The 21,333-nt window shown below is 69.2% G+C and carries 19 protein-coding genes; 9 read left to right on the top strand and 10 right to left on the bottom strand.

Features of this window, described 5'->3' with window-relative positions; genetic code table 11:
- Positions 1 to 9: 9 nt before the first annotated feature.
- Entirely contained in the window at positions 10 to 1,548 is a 1,539-nt protein-coding gene (locus tag HNR30_RS37235) for a right-handed parallel beta-helix repeat-containing protein (protein ID WP_181614836.1), read from the top strand.
- Positions 1,541 to 3,535 carry an acetylxylan esterase gene (locus HNR30_RS37230; protein ID WP_181614835.1) on the top strand — a complete coding sequence of 665 codons (1,995 nt, stop codon included), beginning with the start codon at positions 1,541 to 1,543 and terminating at the stop codon, positions 3,533 to 3,535. Before HNR30_RS37235 ends, HNR30_RS37230 begins: the two co-directional genes overlap by 8 nt.
- 107 nt (positions 3,536 to 3,642) lie before the next feature.
- Here HNR30_RS37230 and prcA read toward each other — a convergent pair whose 3' ends face one another.
- Together prcA and prcB are read right to left on the bottom strand one after the other, a co-directional pair.
- Positions 3,643 to 4,422 (bottom strand): proteasome subunit alpha, encoded by a 780-nt coding sequence (prcA, locus tag HNR30_RS37225; protein ID WP_181614834.1) that lies wholly within the window; start codon positions 4,420 to 4,422, stop codon positions 3,643 to 3,645.
- Positions 4,423 to 4,443: 21 nt separating this feature from the next.
- Positions 4,444 to 5,286 (bottom strand): proteasome subunit beta, encoded by an 843-nt coding sequence (gene prcB, locus HNR30_RS37220; protein ID WP_181615199.1) that lies wholly within the window; start codon positions 5,284 to 5,286, stop codon positions 4,444 to 4,446.
- A 198-nt stretch (positions 5,287 to 5,484) separates the two neighbouring features.
- Here prcB and HNR30_RS37215 point away from each other — a divergent pair, with 198 nt between their 5' ends.
- From HNR30_RS37215 to HNR30_RS37195, 5 genes are all read left to right on the top strand, one after another.
- Complete coding sequence (locus HNR30_RS37215) at positions 5,485 to 6,837, top strand: extracellular solute-binding protein (protein ID WP_312894918.1); 1,353 nt, start codon at positions 5,485 to 5,487, stop codon at positions 6,835 to 6,837.
- Between the two features lie 96 nt (positions 6,838 to 6,933).
- Positions 6,934 to 7,842, top strand: coding sequence for a carbohydrate ABC transporter permease (locus tag HNR30_RS37210; RefSeq protein WP_181614832.1), 909 nt, complete (start codon positions 6,934 to 6,936; stop codon positions 7,840 to 7,842).
- Positions 7,839 to 8,657 (top strand): carbohydrate ABC transporter permease, encoded by an 819-nt coding sequence (locus HNR30_RS37205; protein WP_181614831.1) that lies wholly within the window; start codon positions 7,839 to 7,841, stop codon positions 8,655 to 8,657. The genes HNR30_RS37210 and HNR30_RS37205 overlap by 4 nt, the downstream gene beginning before the upstream one ends.
- A complete protein-coding gene (locus HNR30_RS37200) occupies positions 8,654 to 9,700 on the top strand; it encodes an ABC transporter ATP-binding protein (RefSeq protein ID WP_181614830.1) in 1,047 nt (348 codons plus the stop codon). Before HNR30_RS37205 ends, HNR30_RS37200 begins: the two co-directional genes overlap by 4 nt.
- On the top strand, positions 9,697 to 10,743 hold the full coding sequence (locus tag HNR30_RS37195; RefSeq protein ID WP_181614829.1) for a DNA polymerase IV: 1,047 nt from the start codon (positions 9,697 to 9,699) through the stop codon (positions 10,741 to 10,743). The genes HNR30_RS37200 and HNR30_RS37195 overlap by 4 nt, the downstream gene beginning before the upstream one ends.
- 127 nt (positions 10,744 to 10,870) lie before the next feature.
- On the opposite strand, the gene HNR30_RS37190 is transcribed toward HNR30_RS37195, so the two are convergent.
- The 8 genes from HNR30_RS37190 to HNR30_RS37155 form a co-directional block, all read right to left on the bottom strand.
- Positions 10,871 to 11,458, bottom strand: coding sequence for a gamma carbonic anhydrase family protein (locus HNR30_RS37190; RefSeq protein ID WP_181614828.1), 588 nt, complete (start codon positions 11,456 to 11,458; stop codon positions 10,871 to 10,873).
- Positions 11,459 to 11,475: 17 nt separating this feature from the next.
- Positions 11,476 to 12,387, bottom strand: a complete 912-nt coding sequence (locus tag HNR30_RS49670; protein ID WP_220134437.1) for an endonuclease VII domain-containing protein — start codon at positions 12,385 to 12,387, stop codon at positions 11,476 to 11,478.
- A gap of 51 nt (positions 12,388 to 12,438) precedes the next feature.
- Positions 12,439 to 12,648, bottom strand: a complete 210-nt coding sequence (locus tag HNR30_RS37180) for a ubiquitin-like protein Pup (RefSeq protein ID WP_181614827.1) — start codon at positions 12,646 to 12,648, stop codon at positions 12,439 to 12,441.
- 262 nt (positions 12,649 to 12,910) lie between these two features.
- Positions 12,911 to 14,425 carry a depupylase/deamidase Dop gene (dop, locus tag HNR30_RS37175; RefSeq protein ID WP_220134436.1) on the bottom strand — a complete coding sequence of 505 codons (1,515 nt, stop codon included), beginning with the start codon at positions 14,423 to 14,425 and terminating at the stop codon, positions 12,911 to 12,913.
- 73 nt (positions 14,426 to 14,498) lie between these two features.
- Positions 14,499 to 15,689 (bottom strand): acyltransferase family protein, encoded by a 1,191-nt coding sequence (locus HNR30_RS37170; RefSeq protein WP_312894917.1) that lies wholly within the window; start codon positions 15,687 to 15,689, stop codon positions 14,499 to 14,501.
- Positions 15,690 to 15,772: 83 nt separating this feature from the next.
- Positions 15,773 to 16,132: a VOC family protein gene (locus HNR30_RS37165; protein WP_181614826.1), complete on the bottom strand. Its 360-nt coding sequence runs from the start codon at positions 16,130 to 16,132 to the stop codon at positions 15,773 to 15,775.
- 331 nt (positions 16,133 to 16,463) lie between these two features.
- The gene (arc, locus tag HNR30_RS37160; protein WP_181614825.1) at positions 16,464 to 18,224 is read right to left on the bottom strand and encodes a proteasome ATPase; all 1,761 of its coding nucleotides are present in this window, start codon (positions 18,222 to 18,224) and stop codon (positions 16,464 to 16,466) included.
- A 204-nt stretch (positions 18,225 to 18,428) separates the two neighbouring features.
- Positions 18,429 to 19,277 carry a tRNA (adenine-N1)-methyltransferase gene (locus tag HNR30_RS37155; RefSeq protein ID WP_181614824.1) on the bottom strand — a complete coding sequence of 283 codons (849 nt, stop codon included), beginning with the start codon at positions 19,275 to 19,277 and terminating at the stop codon, positions 18,429 to 18,431.
- A gap of 85 nt (positions 19,278 to 19,362) precedes the next feature.
- Between HNR30_RS37155 and HNR30_RS37150 the strand changes: the two genes are divergently transcribed.
- Both HNR30_RS37150 and HNR30_RS37145 read left to right on the top strand, forming a co-directional pair.
- A complete protein-coding gene (locus HNR30_RS37150; RefSeq protein ID WP_181614823.1) occupies positions 19,363 to 20,466 on the top strand; it encodes a GNAT family N-acetyltransferase in 1,104 nt (367 codons plus the stop codon).
- A 113-nt stretch (positions 20,467 to 20,579) separates the two neighbouring features.
- Positions 20,580 to 21,281, top strand: a complete 702-nt coding sequence (locus HNR30_RS37145) for a hypothetical protein (RefSeq protein WP_181614822.1) — start codon at positions 20,580 to 20,582, stop codon at positions 21,279 to 21,281.
- Positions 21,282 to 21,333 lie beyond the last annotated feature (52 nt).

Here is a 21,333-nt window from a genome sequence, read left to right as displayed (position 1 = left end):
GGAGTCCCCGTGTCCCATCCCCCGCTCCGCCGCCGCGCCGTCCTGCTCGGCGCCGCCGCCGTCGCCGCCGCAGGCGCGTTACCGCTGCCCGCCCGCGCCGCCGCCTACCCCGTCATCAACCTCAAGACCGACTGCGGCGCCAAGGGCGACGGCGTCGGCAACGACACCGGCGCCCTGCAGAGAGCCGTGGAGAAGATCACCGCCGCCGGAGGCGGGACGCTCGACATCCCGGCTGGGGTGTACAAGATCGGCGGCCAGAACCAGGGACGCGTGGCAGGACAGCCCTACTACCGCTACTGGACCATGCTGGAGTTCAAGAACCTGGCCTTCCTGCACATCCGCGGAAGCGCGGGCGCGGTCCTGCGGCTGGCCGCCGGCCTGCACTACGGCTCCTTCAACCCCGACGACGGAACCGCGCAGGCGCCTCCGGCCGGCGAGGACTACAACGAGCTGTACCGCGCACGCGTCGGCGCCATGATCCAGGTCGAGGACAGCAGCGACGTCACCATCGAGAACCTCGAACTCGACGGCCGCAACGGCACGCTGGTCCTGGGCGGCCGATGGGGCGACACCGGCATCCAGGCCACCGCCACCGGCATGCGGCTGCTGCGCAACACCAACGTGACCATCTCCGACGTGCACACCCACCACCACGGGCTCGACGGCCTCACCATCGGCTACGGCGGCCTGACCACCGCCGACCCGCCCAAACCCCACACCGTCACCGGCGTGCGCAGCGAATACAACGGCCGCCAGGGCCTGTCGTGGACCGGCGGCAACTCCCTCACCGTCACCGACAGCCAGTTCAACCACACCGGACGCGGCGCCGTACGCTCCGCGCCCACCTCCGGCCTCGACATCGAGGCCGAGAGCAGCGTCTGCAGGAACGGCCTGTTCACCCGGTGCGAGTTCGTCGACAACGGCGGGCCCGGCGTCATCGCCACCAACGGCGACGGCGGCTACACCCGCTTCGAAGGCTGCACCTTCTGGGGCACCACCACGTGGAGCGCCTACACCAACAAGCCAGGCCTGGTCTTCAAGTGGTCGAACTTCTACGGCAGGAACAACCTCGGGTACGGCGGAGCGGACGCCGCCCTGGCCACCAAGTACGCCGACTGCCTGTTCGAGGACCGCCCCTGGACCAACGGCCAGGTCTACCGCGACGGCTACCTCGTCACCGACGAGGCCTCGGCCGACTCCGGGCAGAACGTCCAGTTCGCCGACTGCCGCTTCGTCGCCCGCCAGGTCCGCAGCGTCTGGACCAACACCGACACCAAGGTCAAGACCTTCCTGCGCTGCACCTTCGACCACCGCTACGCGGGCGTCGCCGAGGGCGGCATCCAGAGCCACCCGTGGGGAGCCAGGTTCGTGGCCTGCGCCTTCACCGAGAGCACCGGCACCACCACCTCCCGCTGGTACGTCCACCTCAACGGCGTCGTCGTCGACCCCAGCCCGGACGGTACGCCCACCACGGTGGCCGGCCCCACGGTCCGCTGGGGCAGCCCCACCGGCGCGGTGGGCGTGATCCCTGTGGGCACGTATGGCTGAGGCCGCACCGCGCTTCGCCCCCTTTCTCGACGGCCTGTGGGACGCCTCCACCCAGGTGCAGCAGAACGTCTACCGGCGCACCGCCGAGGCGCTGGCCGCCGGACGCGCCGCCAACGACCTGCTGCTGACCCCTCATGACGTACGGCGGCGCCAGGAGGCGCTGCGCCGCCTCGCCCTCGACGCCCTCGGCGGCGACCTGCCGCCAGACCGCCCGGCCCCCGTGGCGCGCCGTACCGGGTCGGTGCGCGGCGACGGCCACCTCGTCGAGCGGCTTATCGTGGACGTCGGCGACGGCGTCCACATCCCGGCCAACCTGTACCTGCCCGACGGCCTGGCCCAGCCCGCGGGCGCCGTGCTGTTCCTGTGCGGCCACGCGCCCTCCGGCAAGGCCGCCCCCCGCTACCAGGCCATGTGCGCCCGGCTGGCCAGGGCCGGGCTCGTCACGCTCAGCTTCGACACCATCGGGCAGGGCGAGCGCAAGAGCTACCTCGACGCGTCCGGCCGGGAGATCATCCCGGCGAACGTGCCCGAGCACTCGCACGCCGGCGTGCAGTGCTGGTGGACCGGCGACTCCCTGGCCCGCTACTTCGTCTCCGACGCCCGGCGCATGCTCGACTACCTGACCGGCCGGCCCGAGGTCGACCCGCGCCGCGTCGGGGTGATGGGCAACAGCGGCGGCGGGACGCTGACCACGTGGCTCATGCTCGTCGAACCCCGCCTGGCGGCCGCCGCGCCGAGCTGCTTCGTGTCCTCGCGGGAGGACTACCAGCGCTCGGGACAGGCCCAGGACCCCGAGCAGATCATCCCCGGCGGGGCACTGCACGGGCTCGACCACGAGGACTTCCTGCTGGCGATGGCGCCCCGGCCGGCGCTGGTCATGTCGGCGAACTACGACTTCTTCCCCGTCGAGGGAGCGGTGCGCACCGTGGCCCGAGGGCGGCGCTTCTACCAGGTGATGGGATCGTCGGCGCTGGAGCACGTGCGGGCCGACGGAGGGCACGGGCTGTCGCCCGAACTCGCCGTCGCCGCCTCCGCCTTCTTCCAGCGCCACCTGGGCGGCAGCGCGACCGTGCTGAGCGACGAGCCGGCGCTCCAGCCGGACGAGGCGCTGCAGTGCACGGTCAGCGGGCAGATCTCCACCGACGTGCCGGGCTCGGCGAAGGTCTTCGACCTCAACATGCGGCGCCTGGCCGAGCTGGACCGCCGGGAGGCGGGAGGCGGGCTGCCGTGGCTGCGCGCCCGCGTGAACGCCGGCCGCCGGCCCCGCGAGGAGTTCTACCCGCGCTGGTGGGAGGCGCAGGAGCCGGGGGTGCGCAAGGCGTTGTGGTGGGCCGAGCACGACATCGTCTCGGCCGCCGTCGTCTTCGACCCCCCGCGACCCGCCACCGGCGTCGACATCGTGCTGCTCGACCGCGGCACCGACGACCTGCCCGCCCACGCCGACGCCTGCCGCCGCGCCGCCCGGTCGGGGCGGCACGTCGTCGTCATGGACGTGCGCGCGAGCGGCGCGCTCACGCCGCACCGCCTCAACGAGTTCGCCCCCGAGGCCATGTACGGCACGACGTTCAAACTCGTCTCCGACCTGATCGGCCTGGCGGACAGCCTCGGCGCCGCCCGGGTGTACGACGTGCTGCGGGCCGTGGAGTTCGCACGCTCCGAACCGGGGCTAGGCGGCGGGCACGATGGCGGGCTTGGTGGCGGGCTGCCGATCCGGCTCGTCGGCGCGGGACAGGGCGCCTTCCTGGCCCGCCTGGCCGGCGCCCTCGAACCGGGCGTCGCCGAGGTCGTCTGCCTCACCCCCGCCCTGGACCCCGCCGACCTGGTGCGCACCCGCTTCTACGGGCCCGAGCGCGACCACCAGTGCCTCATCCCCGGCATGGCACACCACTGCCCCAAGGACAGGATCGACCAGGCCCTGGGTGCGCGGCTCATCCCGGGCGAGCGGTGGCTCACCGGCGAACCGCTCGCCCGGGTGCCGAGCGGCTGACACCCGCCGCGTCATGGCGCGGCGGGCCGTACGGCATGCGAAAGGACGGCGGGCAGCACGCCCGCCGTCCTTTCGGCAGCTCAGGAACCGTCGTCCTTTCCGGCAGGTCAGGAACCGTCGTCGAGCGGACCCTCCGGAGCCGTCGGCGCGCCGTCGTCGTCACCCTCCTGCGAGGTGGACGCCGGAGCCGCCGGCGCCTCCCCGGCCGGACGCTGCAACAGCCGCTCCAGCCTCGGACCCACCAGGCGCAGGAACTTGCGGTGCTCCCGGTTACGGTCGAGGACCGCCACCTCCAGCTGCCCCACCGCCGGCCGCTCGCCGCCCGGCTCCGTCAGCACCGTGAGCGCCACGTCGAGCGCGTCGGCCAGCGGAGCACCCTCCTGGTAGCGCTCCTTCAGCCGGCCCAGCACCGCCTCGGCCTGACCGCCCATCACCGTGAAGCCGTGCTCGTCGAAGACGGAACCGTCGAAGGTCAGCCGGTAGATCGCGTCATCGTCGGCCGTGTCGCCCACCTCGGCGACGACGACCTCGACCTCCAGCGACTTGATCGACTCGGTGAAGATGCGCCCCAGGTTGGAGGCGTACAGGTTGGCCAGACCGCGCCCGGTCACGTCGGAACGGTCGTAGGTGTAGCCGTTGATGTCGGCGTAGCGGATGCCGCCGAGCCGCAGCTCCTCGAACTCGTTGTAACGCCCGACGGCCGCGAAGCCGATGCGGTCGTAGATCTCGCTGATCTTGTGCAGCGCCCGCGACGGGTTGGGCGCCACGAACAGGATGCCGTCCTGGTACTGCAGCACCACGACGCTACGCCCGCGGGCGATGCCCTTGCGCGCGTAGTCGGCCTTGTCCCGCATGATCTGCTCGGGAGAGGCGTATCCAAAAGGCATGGTCACCTTCGAGGATCCTTTCTAGCGCAGCGGTGCGATGGGGCCGTCAGGGGAGATCATGCGTTCGTCGAGCATGCGCTGCACGACACCCGCGACCTCGTCGTCGCCCAGCCGGCGGAAGCCGTCGGCGTCGATGACCGAGACGACCGGCCAGATCTTACGGGTCACGTCGGGGCCGCCGGTGGCGGAGTCGTCGTCGGCGGCGTCGTAGAGCGCCTGGATGAGCATCGTCACCGTGTCGTCGGCCGAGGCGCCCTCACGGTACAGCTTCTTCAGCGCGCCCTTGGCGAAGATCGAACCCGAGCCGATGGCGTCGTAACGCTCCTTCTCGTACGGCCCGCCCGCCACGTCGTAGCCGAAGATGCGGCCCGCGTCGCGGTCGGGGTCGTAGGCGGCGAACAGCGGCACTACGACCAGGCCCTGCATGGCCATGGCCAGGTTGCCGCGGATCATCGCCGCGAGCCGGTTGGCCTTGCCCGCCACCGACAGCGTGCGCCCCTCGAGCTTCTCGTAGTGCTCAAGCTCCACCCGGTACAGCCGGGCCATCTCGATGCCAGTGCTCGCGGTGCCCGCGATGCCCATGCAGGAGTAGTCGTCGGTGCGAAACACCTTCTCGATGTCACGCTGGGCGATGATGTTGCCCGAGGTGGAACGCCGGTCGCCGGCCATCACCACGCCACCGGCGAAGGAGGCCGCCACGATCGTGGTGGCGTGCGGGACCTGGTCACCGATGGGAGTCGCCAGCCTCTCGTCGCGCACCGGCAGCAGCTGCGGGGCGAACGACCCGAGGAACTCGGTGAACGAGGAGTTGCCGGTGTTGGTGAAAAGTTGGTTCGTCAATCCGGCGGGCAGATCCTTGTGCATTGCCACTCCGGCTCCCTCCAAACGATAGATCCGACAGGCTCGACCCTACTCATCTTCCGTCGCAGCTTGCACTTCCCCCGATCAGCTCGCGGCGAACCGGCTGTGATCAAACGGCGTTCATCAGATCGTTTCTTTACGCGTCACGGGCCCCGTGCGATTGTCGGTATGTCTGCACGTCCATCCACACGGGAGGCCGCTGTGAGACGTGTCTTCGTGGCTGCCCTGGCCATCGCCCTGACCGCGTGCGGGTCCAGCACCCCGGCCGGACCGGAGAGCGTGACGCTCACGATCGCCGCCAACTCCATCGAAGGCGGCAAGAACTCCGAGAGCGCCGCCTGGATCAAGAAGTGGGTCATCCCCGAGTTCGAGAGGACCCACCAGAACGTGAAGGTCCTCTTCCAGTCCAGCGGCGTGGAGGACGAACAGTACAAGACGAAGATCGCCCTGGACCTGAAGTCCAGGACCGGCGCCGACGTCATCGACCTCGACGGCATCTGGGTCGGCGAGTTCGCCCAGGCCGGATACATCAAGCCACTCGCCGACGTCGGCGGGCCCGCCGTCGACACCTGGGAGGGCTGGGGCCAGATCCCGCAGGCCGTCCAAGGACTGGGCATCTTCGACGGCAAGAAGTACGCCCTGCCGCAGGGCACCGACGGCCGCGTCCTGTTCTACAACAAGACACTGTTCAAGAAGGCCGGCCTGCCCGAACCCTGGCAGCCCACCAGCTGGCAGGAGATCATCGACGCCGGCACCAAGCTCAAGGCCGCCGGCGTGCCGATCCCCATCCAGATCAACGCCGGCACCGCCATGGGCGAGGCCACCACCATGCAGGGCGCCCTGCCCCTGCTCGCCGGAGCCGGCGCCGAGATCTACGCCGACCGCAAATGGGCCGGCGCCTCCCAGGCCATGAAGGACGTGCTCGGCTTCTACCAGCAGATCTACGGCGGCAGCGGCCTCGGCGACCCCAAACTCCAGCAGGAGGCCAAGGGCCGCGACACCTCCTTCGCCCAGTTCGCCGAAGGCAAGATCGCCATCCTGGCCGAGAGCGACTACTTCTGGCGCTCGGTCATCGAACCCAAGGCGGGCGTCGCCCCCATGGCCGACCGCGACACCGCCGTCGGCTGGGCCAAGATCCCCGCCAAGCAGCCCGGCGCCGGCATCCGCGGCCAGGACTTCGTCTCCATGTCCGGCGGAGCCGTACGAGCCCTCAACCCGTTCTCCAAGAACGGCAAGCTCGCCTGGGAACTGCTCGCCTTCATGCACTCCGCCGAGGCGATCAAGTCACAGCTGGCCGGGCAGGTGCGCATCAGCTCACGCGACGACGTCAACGCCGAGGTGCTGACGGCCGACCCGATGCTGAAGTTCGTCGCCGAGGAGGTCCTGCCGATCACCGCCTACCGGCCGCCCCTGGCCGTCTACCCGCAGGTGTCGACCACGCTCCAGGAGGCCACCGCGGCCATCGTCAGCGGCCAGGCACCCGACGCGGCCGCCGCGGCCTACCAGAGCAAACTGGAGGGACTCGTCGGTGGCGCGGCCAACATCGCGGGCTGACCCCACCGGCGGCACGGCACGCGCACCGTCCACCCGTACGGCACGCACCCCGACCATCCGCAGACGCGTGCCGTACCACGGCAGGGCGGCGCCCCCATGACCACCGACGCCGCCGGGCTCGGCAAGGCCAGGGCCAGCGCCTTCGTCCTGCCCGCCCTGGCCCTCATCGCCGTCTTCCTGATCTTCCCCGCCCTCTGGACCATCTACCTCGGCCTGACCGACTACCGCCTCACCGGCCTGGCCGCCGCGCAACCCCGCCTCGTCGGCGTCGACAACTACACCGGCGCCCTGGCCGACACCCGCTTCCACACCTCGCTCTGGCTGACCGTGCTGTTCGTCGGCGGCTCCGCCATCGCCGGCCAGGCCGTCCTCGGCTTCACCATCGCCTGGATCCTGCGCAGCCGCCGCGGCCCCGTACGCCGCCTCGTCGAAGGCGTCGTCCTGCTGTCGTGGATCCTGCCCAGCTCCGTCGTGGCGTTCCTGTGGATCGCCCTGCTCGACCGCAGCGGCGGCACCCTCAACGCCCTGCTCGGCACCCCCGGCTTCGCCTGGCTGCTCGACTACCCGATGCTCAGCATCATCGTCTTCAACACCTGGCGCGGCACCGCCTTCTCGATGATGCTCTACTCCGCCGCCCTCGAGAACGTGCCGCCCTCCCACTTGGAGACCGCCCGCCTGGCCGGGGCCAGCGTGCCGCAACAGCTGCGCGACGTCGTCTTCCCCCTGCTGCGCCGCCACATCCTGACGAACCTGCTGCTCATCAGCCTGTGGACGTTCAACGACTTCACCCCGTTCCTGCTCACCGCGGGCGGGCCGGAAGGGCGCTCGGAGATCCTGCCCGTCTACGTCTACAACGTCGCCCTGCGCGGAGGCTCACTCGGCGCCGGCGCCGCCATCTCCTTCCTCATCCTGCTGATCAACCTCATCATGGCCCTGGCCTACCTGCGCCTGCTACGCGGCCGGCGCCGCAGCCAGGAAGCCGCCGCGGGAGGACCACCGGCATGACCCGGCACGTACTCGGCCGCCTGGCCGCCACCGCCTTCATCGCCGTCGTCATCGGCTTCTTCACCCTCCCCATGCTCTGGCTGGCCGCCGCCCCCTTCGACGACACACCGACCATCACCGTCTCCATCCCCCAGTTCACCCTCGGCAACTTCCAGGCCATCCTCGACAACCCCTACGCCGCCGGATCCATCGTCAACTCGCTGCTGCAGGCGGGCGGCGCCGCCGTCCTCGTCGTCGTCCTGGCCGCCCTGGCCGCCTACGCCCTCTCACGCGTCCACGTGCCAGGCCGCGACCTGCTCCTCTACCTGCTCCTGCTGATGTCGAGCGTCGTCACCGGCACCGCCGCCATGGTCCCCATCTTCGAACTGGCCACCAGACTCGGCCTCATCGACACCCACCTCGGCGTCATCCTCGTCGTCTCCGGCGGCCTGCTCCCCGCGGCGATCTTCATCCTCAAGGACTTCATGGACGAGACGCCCACCTCCTACGAGGAGTCCGCGCGCGTCTTCGGCGCCACACCCCTGCAGATCCTGCGCCACATCGTCATCCCCCTCGTCCGGCCCGGCCTGTCCACCATCGGCGTCTGGGCCATGGCCTCCGTCTGGGGCGGCTTCCTGTTCCAGTTCATCCTCCTGCGCGACCCCGAGAAACTGCCGGGCTCGGTGATCCTCTACACCCTCTACACCGAAGGCGGCGCACCCAAGCTCGACCTGATCTCCACCTTCTCCCTGCTCTACTCGCTGCCGGTGGTGGCCATGTACCTGCTGGTCAGCCAGCGCTACGGCTTCCGCTTCCACGGAGGCATCAAACGATGATCTCTCTGCGCGACCTCACCAAGACCTTCCCCGGCGGCGTACGAGCCCTCGACGGCATCGACCTGACCATCGGCGACGGCGAATTCTTCGCCCTGCTCGGCCCCTCCGGCTGCGGCAAGACCACCCTCCTGCGCACCATCGCCGGCCTCGAGACCCCCACCACGGGCACCATCGCCATCAACACCACCGACGTCACCACCCGCCAGCCCGGCGAACGCGACGTGGCCATGGTCTTCCAGGACTACGCGATCTTCCCCCACATGAGCGTCGCCGACAACATCGCCTACCCCCTGCGCATCAAGAAGATCGCCAAAGCCGAACGCCTCGCCAAAGCCCGCGAGGTCGCCACCCGGCTCTCCCTCGGCGACCTGCTCGAACGCCGCCCCAGCCAGCTCTCCGGCGGCCAGCAGCAACGCGTCGCCCTCGCCCGCGCCATCGCCTGCCACCCCACCGCCTTCCTCTTCGACGAACCCCTGTCCAACCTCGACGCCCGCCTGCGCCTCGAAGCCCGCACCTTCCTCAAACGCCTGCAACGCGAACTCGCCGTCACCACCGTCTTCGTCACCCACGACCAGGCCGAAGCCCTCGCCCTGGCCGACCGCATCGCCGTCATGGACCACGGCCGCATGATCCAGGTCGGCACCCCCGCCGAGATCTTCCAGCGGCCCGCCACCCCCTTCGTCGCCTCCTTCATCGGCTCCACCCCCATGAACCTGCTGCCCGGCAAGGTCACCGGAGGCGCCCTGCACGTCGCCGGAGCCGTCCTGCCCGCCGGCGCCCTCCCCGACGGCAGCGAGATCCTGTACGGCATGCGGCCCGAATACGCCGACCTCGCCCTCGACGAACGCGAAGACGGCTTCCCCGGCACCGTCGCCGTCCTGGAGAACCTCGGCACCGCCACCCTCGTCACCCTCGAAGCCCGCGACCGCCTCATCCAGGTCCTCGTCCCCGAAGGCGACGAACCCCCCATCGGCAGCCGCGCCTGGGCCGTACCCCGCCAGCGGCGCGCCCTCCTCTACGCCGATGACACACTGGTGGGATGAAGACCTGGGTCATCCACATCGACCTCGACTTCTTCATGGCCGCCGTCGAGATCGTGCGCAACCCCGACCTGCGCGGGCAACCCGTCATCGTCGGCACCGGCGCCGAACCCACCCAGGCCCGCACCGTCGTCGCCACCGCCTCCTACGAAGCCCGCGCCCACGGCGTGCACTCCGGCATGCCCATCCGCGCCGCCATGCGCGCCTGCCCCGACGCCGTCTTCATCCCCCGCGACCTCGCCTTCTACGAGCAAGCCTCCGCCCAGGTCATGCGCGTCCTGCGCACCTTCCCCGTCATCGTCGAGGTCTGGGGCCTCGACGAGGCCTTCCTCGGCTGGAACGGCGACGGCTACGACAACGACCCCTTCACCCTCGCCCACACCATCCAGCAGACCCTCACCGAACAGACCGGCCTCACCTGCTCGGTCGGCATCGGCGACAACAAACACCAGGCCAAACTCGCCGCCGCCTTCGACAAACCCTCCGGCGTCAACCGGCTCACCTCCGCCGACTGGGCGCACATCATGAACGAACGCCCCGTCACCGCCCTGTGGGGCATCGGCAGCCGCACCGCCGCCAAACTCGCCACCCTCGGCATCGACACCGTCGCCCACCTCGCCGCCGCCGACGTCGACCTGCTCGCCAAGACCTTCGGGCCCACCAACGGGCCCTGGCTGCGCTACCTGGCGCTCGGCAAGGGCGAGGAGAGCGTCACCGACGCGCCCTGGGTGCCGCGCAGCCGCAGCCACGAGATCACCCTCGCCGACGACGTGACCGACCGCGCCACCATCGACGCCCACGTCGACACCCTCGCCCGCACCCTGGCCGCCGAGACCCGCGACGAAGGACGTACGGCGGTGCGCGTCGTCGTCAAGATCCGCCTCAGCAGCTTCTTCACCCGCACCCGCCAGGCCAAACTCGCCCAGCCCACCACCGACCCCGACGTCATCGCCACCACGGCCGTGGACCTCCTCGACCGCTTCGACCTACGACGGCCTGTGCGGCTCATCGGGGTCGCGGTCGAATTCGCCCCGCTGCCCCGCTGACTGGTGAGTTCCCTTCTCGCGGGCCTGGCGCCTCCCTCACAACCGCAGCGCAGACGCCTCACAGCCGCGTACGCGCTGCACACCCGACGCACGCGCCGCGCACCCGAGGCGCCTCGTCCCGGAACCCTCAGCCCACGATCTCGTCGTCCGCGTGGGCGGCGAACTGCGCCGAGCGCACCTCAGCGATCCGCTCATACCGGGAAATGCGATCCTCCCAGTCAGCCTCCACCCCGAAAGCCACCTTCGCGAACCCCACCTCCTTGATCGCCTCCGGCAACCCAGGATCCCCCGGCGCGAAAACCCGCTCCCCCACCAGCACCGTCATCGGCGGCACGAAGAACTCCTCCGCCACCACCGCCCGCGCGTGAACGGCCGCCCCGATCGCCACCACGGCGCCCGCCCCCACGACCGCCTCCTGCAACACCGTCACCCCGGTCGCCAGATACGAGCACCGCCCCACCCGGCACCCCAGCAACGTCGACTGCGGCCCCACGAACACGTGATCACCCAACGACACGTCACCACGCAACACGGCGTTCTCGCAGACGATCGACGACTCCCCCACCTCGATCGCCCCGTCCTCGGCGTCGAGCACCGCCCCGTACATCACCCTCGCACGCGGCCCGACACTCACCCGCCCCACCAACGTCGCCGTCGGCGCCACGAAAGCACTCGGGTCGACCTTCGGCTCATGACCCCGATGACGAATCAGCATGACCGCGCCTACCCCTGTTAACCATGCGTGACCAGAGCCAGGTAATCCTCCCACGCGATCGGCGGCGCCAAATACTCCAGGGCCCGCCACACGAACCGGGCGTCATCGCGGAACTGGCCGATCCCGGTGTTGCACGGCAGGCACAGCGCCTTCCTCACCTCACCGGTGCCATGACAGTGATCGACATGCTCCGGCTCCCGCTCCCAGCAGGCCGCGCACAGCCCCGACTGCGCCTCGATCATCCGCTCCACGTCGGCATGACGCAGGCCGTACCGCTGGGACAGGTGGGAGGAACGCGTCGGCGCCACCTCCGCCCGCCGCGGCCCCGGCACCGCGGGCCGGTCGGCCCAGACCTCCACATCCCACAGATACGCCGCGGCCAGGGCCAGACCCGTCAGGTCGTCACGGAAGTGCCCTAGGCCGTTGTTGCAGTTGAAACAGAGAATGCCACGCACCCGGCCGGTGCTGTGGCAGTGGTCGACATGAGTGCCGGCGTTCTCCCGGCAGACGGCGCAGAGCCCGCCCTGCTGGGCGAGCATGCGCTCGTAGTCGTCTTCGGTGATGCCGTACAGATACTTGAGCTTGTAGTTGCGTTCGCTACCGTGGTTCTTGACGCGGTTCTCTCGCCCCACCAAGGTGTGGCACGGCTTGCAGTAGGACGTGAGCCCATCCGACTTGTCCGACCGATTCCTACCGAACTCGGCAGTCGGCTTGATCTCCTGACAACGCGGGCAGTACTTGTGGCCCTCCGGAGCCTCAACCCGCTCGCGTACACTTCGCCCCTGCTCGGCCGCCCGCTTGCGGTAACTCTTCTTCGAGCGAACTCCGAAACAGGCCTTGCAGTAGCGCGCCCGCCCATCGGGCATACGCTTGTTGAGCCCGAACTCCGAGACGGCCTTAGCCTCCCCACAATCCGGGCACCACTTCACCCCAGGAGCACTTTCCACCGGTTTAACCCGATTTTCAATGTCCCTTTTGCCCTACTCTCCGCCCTTTTGCACGTAACCTCTGACAAATTCCTCTGCGTTCTCTTCGAGAACTTCGTCGATTTCGTCCAGAATTGCGTCGACGTCGTCCGTGAGCTTCTCGTGCCGCTCCTGGACGTCGGCCCCGGCGGTCGCCTCGACCTCCTCGACCTCGCCCTCGCGCCGACCGGCCTGCTTCTGGCCGCCCGTGTCCTTCGCTGCCATCTCTTACCTCCGGTTGGGGGAACTGCCTCTGACCTATATCTTCCCCGAACCGGCCGACATTTCGCGCGGACGACCCGGCGATCTTCGCCACTTCCCGGGATGCTGCCGCCATCGAGGTCAGACAGGCCCGGGGAAGCACCGGACCGGAGAAACCTGGAGCCCCAGGGTCGCTAAGAGCCCAGCGCCTTTACTTTGTAGATTCCCAGCTCGGCCGTACAGCTCCGCCGTACCGGGATGGGTACGGCGGAGCGGGGGGCCGGGGTCATTCGCCGCCGGTGAGGGCGGCGACGAGGTCGGCGGCGGTGCGGCAGCGGTCGAACAGCTCGCCCACGTGGGCCTTGGTGCCGCGCAGCGGCTCGAGGGTGGGCACGCGCTGCAGCGACTCGCGGCCGGGGATGTCGAAGATGACCGAGTCCCAGGAGGCGGCGGCGACGGACTCGGAGTACTGCGCCAGGCAGCGGCCGCGGAAGTAGGCGCGGGTGTCGTTGGGAGGGTTCTCCACCGCCCGCAGGACCTGCTCCTCGGTGACCAGGCGCTGCATGCGCCCGCGGGCGACGAGCCGGTTGTACAGGCCGCGGTCGGGGCGGATGTCGGAGTACTGGAGGTCGACGAGCTGCAGGCGGGGGTGGGACCAGGGCAGGCTGTCGCGGGTGCGGTAGCCCTCGAGGAGTTCGAGCTTGGCGACCCAGTCGAGTTCGCGTGACAGCTGCATGGGGTCGTCGGCCAGGCGGGTGAGCACGGATTCCCACCGGTCGAGGACGTCCTTGGTCATCTCCTCCTGGGCGGTGCCGCGTTCCTCGACGTACTTGCGGGCCTGCTCCAGGTATTCCATCTGCAGCTGGATGGCGGTGAGCTTGCGCCCGTCGCGCATGGCGATCTCGTAGCGGCAGGTGGGGTCATGGGAGACGGCGCGCAGGGCCTGGACGGGGTTGTCGACGGTGAGGTCGCGGGTGAGGAAGTTGTCCTCGATCATCGCCAGGACGAGCGCGGTGGTGCCGAGCTTGAGGTAGGTGGAGATCTCCGACATGTTGGCGTCGCCGATGATGACGTGCAGGCGCCGGTACTTCTCGGGGTCGGCGTGCGGCTCGTCGCGGGTGTTGATGATCGGCCGCTTGAGCGTGGTCTCGAGGCCGACCTCGACTTCGAAGAAGTCGGCGCGCTGGCTGATCTGGAAGCCTTCGCTGCGGGAGTCCTGCCCGATGCCGACCTTGCCGGCGCCGACGACGACCTGGCGGGAGACGAAGAAGGGCGTCAGGTGCCGCACGATGTCGGCGAACGGGGTGGCCCGGCGCATGAGGTAGTTCTCGTGGCAGCCGTAGGAGGCGCCCTTGGCGTCGGTGTTGTTCTTGTAGAGCTGGATGGGCGCGTTGGTGGGGATCGCCGAGGCGCGTACGGCGGCGTCGTACATGACGCGTTCGCCGGCCTTGTCCCAGATGACCGCCGCGCGAGGGTTGGTGCACTCGGGCGTGGAGTATTCCGGGTGGGCGTGGTCGACGTAGAGCCGCGCGCCGTTGGTGAGGATGACGTTGGCCAGCCCCAGGTCCTCGTCGGTCAGCTGGCTGGGGTCGGCGACCTCCCGGGCGAGATCGAAGCCGCGCGCGTCGCGCAGCGGATTCTCCTCCTCGAAGTCCCAGCGCGCTCTGCGCGCCCTGGCGGCCGAAGCGGCCAGGTAGGCGTTGACGACCTGTGACGATGTCACCATCGCGTTGGCGCCTGGCTGGCCGGGTACGGAGATTCCGTACTCGGTCTCGATGCCCATCACCCGACGCACCGTCATGCGCACCCCATGTCTAGCGGCAGTCCGTTCGTTCCCGAGCCTAGCCCTTTCTTGATGCCCGGCCAGCACTCCGTTATGGCACAGATGCCTGATGCGTTCGCGGAGACATCTCCGGAATGGGCTCCGACGAGGGCTTACGTCGTCGTCCGCGGGTCTTGTCGCGGGGCATCAGTTTGCGCAGGAGGCGTTGGCCGGGCTTGTCGATGAGCGCGTAGACGAGGTAGGAGACGGCGATGGCGATCACCATGGTGAGCGCGGCGAGCAGCCAGGGGTTCATCGAGTCCTTCAGCGGCGGGATGACGATGGCCGCGAGGGTCTGGTGCACCAGGTAGAGCGGGTAGGTGAGGGCGCCGAGGATGGTCAGGCCCTTCCAGGTCATCCATTTCAGCCAGCCGAGTGTGACGGCGGCGATGAGGAGGTAGATGAGCGTGATGGCGATGACGACGCCGATGTCGGAGGCGGGGAAGTCCTCGTATCCCTTGGATTTGACGCGGCTGCCGACCCTCTCCAGGGCTACCCAGACGGCCGGGTAGAAGCTGAGGGCGACGAAGAACCACGACAGGAAGGAGTGGCCGTAGCGCCACAGGAGGAAGAAGCTCATGCCGGCGATGAAGTACGGCATCTGCCGTGGCATGAAGATGAGGGTGAGCCATTCGTTGGTTTTGACGAGCCAGCGCTCGGGGGTGATGCCGAAGAGGTCGACGAGCCAGGTCTTGGTGGTGAATTCGGCGGCGAGCGCGCCGAGGGACCACAGGCCCATGAAGGCGTAGCAGCGTTTGAGCGTGATCCCGATGATGACGAAGATCGCCATGAGGATGTAGAAGCGTAGTTCGGCCCAGAGGGACCAGAAGACGCCGGAGGCGTGGCCGACCTTGGCCGCCGACTGGAACATGGTGAGGTTCCACAGGTAGTCGGAGAGCTCGAACTTGGGCCGGAAGCCTTGCACGTCGGTGAAGGAGTACAGCGCCCAGATGGCCAGGACGGTGAACCAGTAGGCGGGGTAGAGCCGGGCGAAGCGGGAGACGGCGAAGCCGCCGAGGGTCCTGCCCCAGGCGCTCATCAGGATGACGAATCCGCTGATGAGGAAGAACAGTTCGACGCCGAGGATGCCGAGGGTGGTCACCGGGGCGACGGGGGCGAAGATGTGGTTCGGCTCGGTCACCCAGATCGACTTGAACGCCGACAGGTAGTGGAAGGCCATCACCGCGAAGGCGGCGAGGAAGCGCAGGGCGTCGAGCTCGCGCAGGCGCGGCTGGTCGGTCACCGTTCTCCCTGGGACTGCTGTGACAGGAGAGACCAGTGTGACAGCTTTTGTGACTTATGTGGCGGCTGTTGGTCCGGCCGGGCTCAGACGCTTTCCCAGTACACCTCGATGCGGTAGCCGTCGGGGTCGAGGCATTTGAAGCTCACCAGATCGTCCTCGTCGTCCTCCTCGACGATCTCTACGCCGCCGGAGCGCAGGTGGGCCTTGGCGCGGGTCACCTCGTCGCGTCCGGCGCAGGTGAAGCCGAAGTGGAGGAAGGCGGGGGCGGGGCCGTGCTGGGGGTCGGGGTGCAGGGCGAGGTCGAAGCCGTCGGCGGTGCGGATGATCAGGGTGCCGTCGGGGTAGTCGGAGGCGGGGCCGCCGTCGAAGCCGAAGTAGGTCTCGTAGAACGTGCGTGATCGCTCCCGGTCGTGTACCGGGAGGGCCAGGTGCCGCAGTCGCATGGGGTCACGCTAACGACGCCGCCGTGGGCGCGGAAAGCGGCCCGGGCCCGGAAACGGGCCAGGCGCGGGAACGGGCCAGGCGCGGGAACGGGCCAGGCGCGGGAACGGGCCAGGCGCGGGAACGGGCCAGGCGCGGGAACGGGCCAGGCGCGGGAACGGGCCAGGCGCGGAAAACGGCCCAGCCACGTTAAGCGGCTCGGGCACGGAAACGGCCCGGTTGCGGAAGGCGGCTCGGGCACGAAATGGCCCGGTTGCGGAAAGCGGCTTTCGACCGGCGCGAAAGAAAGGCCCCGCGCTCGGGATGAGCGCGGGGCCTTCTCGTGAAGCTGTGTCAGAGGTACTGACCGGTGTTGGCGACGGTGTCGATCGAGCGCCCCGCCTCGGTGCCCGTCTTGCCGGAGACCAGCGTGCGGATGTAGACGATCCGCTCGCCCTTCTTGCCGGAGATGCGGGCCCAGTCGTCGGGGTTGGTGGTGTTGGGCAGGTCTTCGTTCTCGGAGAACTCGTCGACGCAGGCCGACAGCAGGTGCTGCACCCGCAGGCCCTTGGTGCCGCTCTCCAGGAACTGCTTGATCGCCATCTTCTTGGCCCGGTCGACGATGTTCTGGATCATCGCGCCGGAGTTGAAGTCCTTGAAGTACAGGACTTCCTTGTCGCCGTTGGCGTAGGTCACCTCGAGGAAGCGGTTCTCCTCGCTCTCGGTGTACATACGCTCCACGACGCTCTGGATCATGCCGTGGATGGTGCCCTCGCGCGAGTCGGAGTGCTCGGCCAGGTCGTCGGGGTGGAGCGGCAGGTCGGAGATGAGGTACTTGGAGAAGATGTCCTTGGCCGCCTCGGCGTCCGGCCGCTCGATCTTGATCTTGACGTCCAGGCGGCCGGGCCGCAGGATCGCCGGGTCGATCATGTCTTCGCGGTTGGAGGCGCCGATGACGATGACGTTCTCCAGGCCCTCGACACCGTCGATCTCGCTGAGCAGCTGCGGGACGATGGTGTTCTCGACGTCGGAGGAGACGCCCGAGCCACGGGTACGGAAGATCGAGTCCATCTCGTCGAAGAACACGATCACCGGGGTGCCTTCGGAGGCCTTCTCACGGGCCCGCTGGAAGACCAGGCGGATGTGCCGCTCGGTCTCACCGACGTACTTGTTGAGCAGCTCCGGACCCTTGATGTTGAGGAAGAAGCTCTTGCCGGACTGGCCGGTCTTCTCCGCGACCTGCTTGGCCAGGGAGTTGGCGACGGCCTTGGCGATGAGCGTCTTGCCGCAACCGGGCGGGCCGTACAGCAGCACGCCCTTGGGGGGCCGCAGCTTGTGCTCGCGGAACAGGTCGGCGTGCAGGTAGGGCAGCTCGATGGCGTCCCTGATCTGCTCGATCTGCCGCATGAGGCCGCCGATCTCCTCGTAGGAGATGTCGGGGACCTCTTCGAGCACGAGCTCTTCGACCTCGGACTTGGGAATGCGTTCGTAGACGTAGCCGGAGCGGGGCTCCAGCAGCAACGAGTCGCCGGCCCGAATCGGCTGGTCGAGCAGCGATTCGGCGAGCCTGACGACCCGCTCCTCGTCGGCGTGGGAGATGACCAGGGCCCGCTGCCCGTCTTCGAGCAGCTCCTTCATCATCACGATCTCGCCGAGATCCTCGTAGCCGAGCGCCTCGACCACGTTGAGCGCCTCGTTGAGCATGACCTCCTGGCCACGCTTGAGGTTGTCGACATCGACGGCGGGGCTGACGTTCACGCGCAGCTTGCGGCCGCCGGTGAACACCTCCACGGTGCCGTCTTCACGCGCTTCGAGGAAGACGCCGAAACCGGAGGGCGGCTGGGCCAGCCGGTCGACTTCTTCCTTCAGGGCGACGATCTGGTCTCTGGCCTCTTTGAGCGTCGACACCAGGCGCTCGTTCTGCGAAGTGATCGCAGCGAGATTCGCCTGTGTCTCGTGAAGACGCTCTTCGAGAACCCTGGCCTGACGGGGAGATTCTGCGAGCTTCCGCCTCAGCGCGGTGATCTCCTCTTGGAGGAAGGAGACCTGTGTGTTGAGGTCAGCGACCTCCCGATCGCGCTGCGCGTGCCTAGCCTCATCATCGCGAGCTGCCACGCCCCGTCACCTCCTTCCCAGTCGAGGGCGACTACTAAGGACCTTACCTATCTCGGGCCCCTCCGTAACCTGGCCGGGCAGTATTCGTACAATGACACTAAGTATTCGGTAATTAATCCCCATAAGAGCGTTTAGTCCTTGCAGCGTACGCGGGATGTGATCTGTTCCCGCGTAGTGGATCTATACGCTCTCGTGGCCGAATTGTCACAGTTCTTCAGTGGTCCCCTTCGGACGGCGGCGGCGCGGCGGCGGGGTGACCCCGTCCGCCATGCGGCGGGCCATGACGAGGAAACCCGTGTGGCCGATCATCCGGTGATCGGGCCGGACCGCGAGTCCTTCGACATGCCAGTCGCGACTCAGGGTCTCCCACGCGTGGGGCTCGGTGAAACTTCCATGATCCCGAATCGTCTCGACCGTCTTCGACATCTGGGTGGTTGTGGCCACGTATACGCAGATCACTCCGCCCGGCGTGAGCGCCTTGGAGACGGCGTCGACGCACTCCCACGGAGCCAGCATGTCGAGGATGACCCGGTCGACGTCGACCTCGTCGATCTCGGTGACCAGGTCGCCGACGACCAGGCGCCAGTTGTCGTCCATGGGCCCGAAGAAGTTGGTGACGTTCTTGCGCGCGATGTCGGCGAAGTCCTGGCGGCGCTCGTAGCTGGTGACGTGACCCTCGGGTCCGACCGCGCGCAGCAGCGAGCAGGTCAGCGCGCCGGAGCCGACGCCGGCCTCGATCACCCGGGCGCCGGGGAAGATGTCGGCCATGCCGACGATCTGCGCCGCGTCCTTCGGGTAGATCACGGCCGCACCGCGCGGCATCGCCAGGGTGTAGTCCTGAAGCAGGTGACGGAAGGCCAGGTACTGCGTGCCGCCCGACGAGCGCACCACGGACCCTTCGGGCTGCCCGATCAGGTCGGCGTGCGGGATCGCCCCCTTGTGGGTGTGGAAGATCCCGTCTTCCTTGAGCGTGATCGTGTGGCGCTTGTTCTTGGGATCGGTGAGCTGCACCTGATCCCCGGGCTGGAACGGCCCGTGCCTGCGGAAACCCATGGCGTAAAGGCTAGGGCCAAATCGGGGGTGTCCCGTGCGGTAACCGGTTGCGTGGCCGGGCCGTCCGCCTGGTAGCAATACTCCCATGCTGCCCCGTGACGTGATCTCCACCGGAGACCTGATCCTGCGCGCTCCCTCCGACGACGACGCCGAGGCGGTGGTGCGCGCCTCCAACGACCCGGTGACCGCCCGATTCCTGCCCCTGCTGCCCCAGCCGTACACGGCCCAGGACGCGCGTGAGTGGATCAAGAAGACCCGGGACCGGTGGGACGAGGGCGGGGCCGACTTCGTGATCTCCGACGCCTCTGGGGGCTATCTGGGGGCCGTCGGCGTGCCCCGGCCCGACCGGTGGGGTGTGGTGGAGATCGGCTACCTGGTGGCCCCCTGGGCCCGCGGGAGGGGTGTGGCCGCGCGGGCGTCCAGGGCGGTGACGGACTGGCTGTTCGATCAGGGCCTGCACCGGGTGGGGCTGAAGGCCGAGATCGAGAACGTGGCCTCGATCAGGACGGCGCTGGCGGCGGGGTTCACGCTGGAAGGGGTGCAGCGCGAGGCCAAGCGGCTGCGCGACGGGCGCTGGGCCGACTGGGCGGGCTTCGCCAGGCTGGCCGGTGAGCCGGTGCCCGACACCAAGCCCTATCTGCCCTTCTTCGACGCGCTCGACGACGGCGTGGTGCGACTGGAGCCGATCGGGCCGGACGACGCGGAGCTGTTCAAGGCGCTGCTGGAGGACGAGCAGACCGCGCGGTTCTCCGTCTTCCCGGTGCCGCCCATGGAGGGGCTGCTGCGGCGGCTGCGGAGCACCGGATTCTGGTGGGCGACCGGCCAGCGGGTGGAGCTGGCCGTGCGCGACGCCGCGAGCGGCGCGTTCGCCGGGCACATCCAGCTCGCAAACGTGGCCCAGCCGCTCGGCCAGGCGATGGTCGGTTACAGCCTGATGCCCGCCTTCCGCGGGCGCGGGTTCATGACGCGTGCGGTGCGGATGCTGGTGGAGTGGGCCTTCGAGGCCACGCCGCTGCATCGGGTCATCGCGGGCACGGACACGGCGAACACGGCCTCGCACCGGGTGCTGGAGCGGGCGGGGTTCACGCGGGAGTTCGTCGAGCGGGAGCTGTTCCCGCGCGAGGACGGGAAACGGTCGGATGACCTGTCATGGCTGCGGCTTCGACCGAAGAATGACGAGAACATGTGAAAAATCCGAATTTCCGGTTCGGGGCTAGGCAAGGGCGAATCGGCATAGAAGACTCTGAGTCACCGCCCATGAGGTTCCAGTGATCAACCGGCGTGCCGCCGAGAGGATCGCCCATGACCATGCCCTTGTCCGTCCCTTCCGCCATGCCCGCATCGGCCCCGTCGCCGGCCGCCCCTCGCCCGGGCGGCGGCACCTCCCTCCCGGGCACGACGGCGCAGGCGCAGGCCATGTCGCAGGCACAGGCCACGTCGCAGGCCCAGGCCACGGCGCAGGCACAGGCCACGTCGCAGGCACAGGCCACGTCGCAGGCCCAGGCCACGGCGCCGCCGAGCGTGTGCGCCGCCTCCGGCGTCGGCGGCCTGGTCGCCGAGCTGTCGCGCGTGAACGCCGAGCAGCTGCTCGACCGCATGGCGCGCGTGGCGGCCGCGATCACGGGCGCCGGCTGCGCCGGATTCGTGGAAGTGGACCCGCTGCAGGACTGCGCGTGGCCGGTGCGGGTGCACGTGCCGCCGGGTGATCCGCAGCGGGTACGGCGCTGGCTGGCCGAGTCGGGCGCGCTCAAGACGCTCGCCACCGCCTGCGGCGCGGTACGGCTGGGCGCCGACCCGGAGTTCGGTGAGCCGGGCTTCCTGGCGGTGCCGATGCCGCTGGCCACGCACGCGCAGGCCTACCTGTGGGTGGCGGGGCGGGCGTTCGACGACATCGACGAGCACCTGCTCGGCCGCTTCGCCACCGCCGCCGGCCGCGCCCTGGAGGGCGCCAGGAGCCTGGAGGCGGCTGCGCGCATGCTCCGCGCCGTCCAGGCCTTCCGCTGACGCCACCCCCGGCCCGGCCCGGCCACCCGGACACGGCATCGCCGTCGCGACA

Source organism: Nonomuraea soli (genome assembly GCF_013761175.1).
GTDB classification, from domain to species: Bacteria; Actinomycetota; Actinomycetes; order Streptosporangiales; family Streptosporangiaceae; genus Nonomuraea; species Nonomuraea soli.
This window is presented reverse-complemented; position numbering and strand designations above follow the sequence as displayed.

Excerpts from the sequence above, each read along its gene's own strand:
- HNR30_RS37155 (WP_181614824.1), bottom strand. The coding sequence starts at position 19,277 with ATGGGTTTCCGCAGGCACGGGCCGTTCCAGCCCGGGGATCAGGTGCAG.
- prcA (WP_181614834.1), bottom strand. The coding sequence starts at position 4,422 with ATGCCTTTTGGATACGCCTCTCCCGAGCAGATCATGCGGGACAAGGCC.
- HNR30_RS37230 (WP_181614835.1), top strand. The coding sequence starts at position 1,541 with ATGGCTGAGGCCGCACCGCGCTTCGCCCCCTTTCTCGACGGCCTGTGG.
- HNR30_RS37210 (WP_181614832.1), top strand. The coding sequence starts at position 6,934 with ATGACCACCGACGCCGCCGGGCTCGGCAAGGCCAGGGCCAGCGCCTTC.
- HNR30_RS37195 (WP_181614829.1), top strand. The coding sequence starts at position 9,697 with ATGAAGACCTGGGTCATCCACATCGACCTCGACTTCTTCATGGCCGCC.
- HNR30_RS37200 (WP_181614830.1), top strand. The coding sequence starts at position 8,654 with ATGATCTCTCTGCGCGACCTCACCAAGACCTTCCCCGGCGGCGTACGA.
- HNR30_RS37165 (WP_181614826.1), bottom strand. The coding sequence starts at position 16,132 with ATGCGACTGCGGCACCTGGCCCTCCCGGTACACGACCGGGAGCGATCA.
- prcB (WP_181615199.1), bottom strand. The coding sequence starts at position 5,286 with ATGCACAAGGATCTGCCCGCCGGATTGACGAACCAACTTTTCACCAAC.
- dop (WP_220134436.1), bottom strand. The coding sequence starts at position 14,425 with ATGACGGTGCGTCGGGTGATGGGCATCGAGACCGAGTACGGAATCTCC.
- HNR30_RS37145 (WP_181614822.1), top strand. The coding sequence starts at position 20,580 with ATGACCATGCCCTTGTCCGTCCCTTCCGCCATGCCCGCATCGGCCCCG.
- HNR30_RS37150 (WP_181614823.1), top strand. The coding sequence starts at position 19,363 with ATGCTGCCCCGTGACGTGATCTCCACCGGAGACCTGATCCTGCGCGCT.
- HNR30_RS37190 (WP_181614828.1), bottom strand. The coding sequence starts at position 11,458 with ATGCTGATTCGTCATCGGGGTCATGAGCCGAAGGTCGACCCGAGTGCT.
- HNR30_RS37180 (WP_181614827.1), bottom strand. The coding sequence starts at position 12,648 with ATGGCAGCGAAGGACACGGGCGGCCAGAAGCAGGCCGGTCGGCGCGAG.
- HNR30_RS37205 (WP_181614831.1), top strand. The coding sequence starts at position 7,839 with ATGACCCGGCACGTACTCGGCCGCCTGGCCGCCACCGCCTTCATCGCC.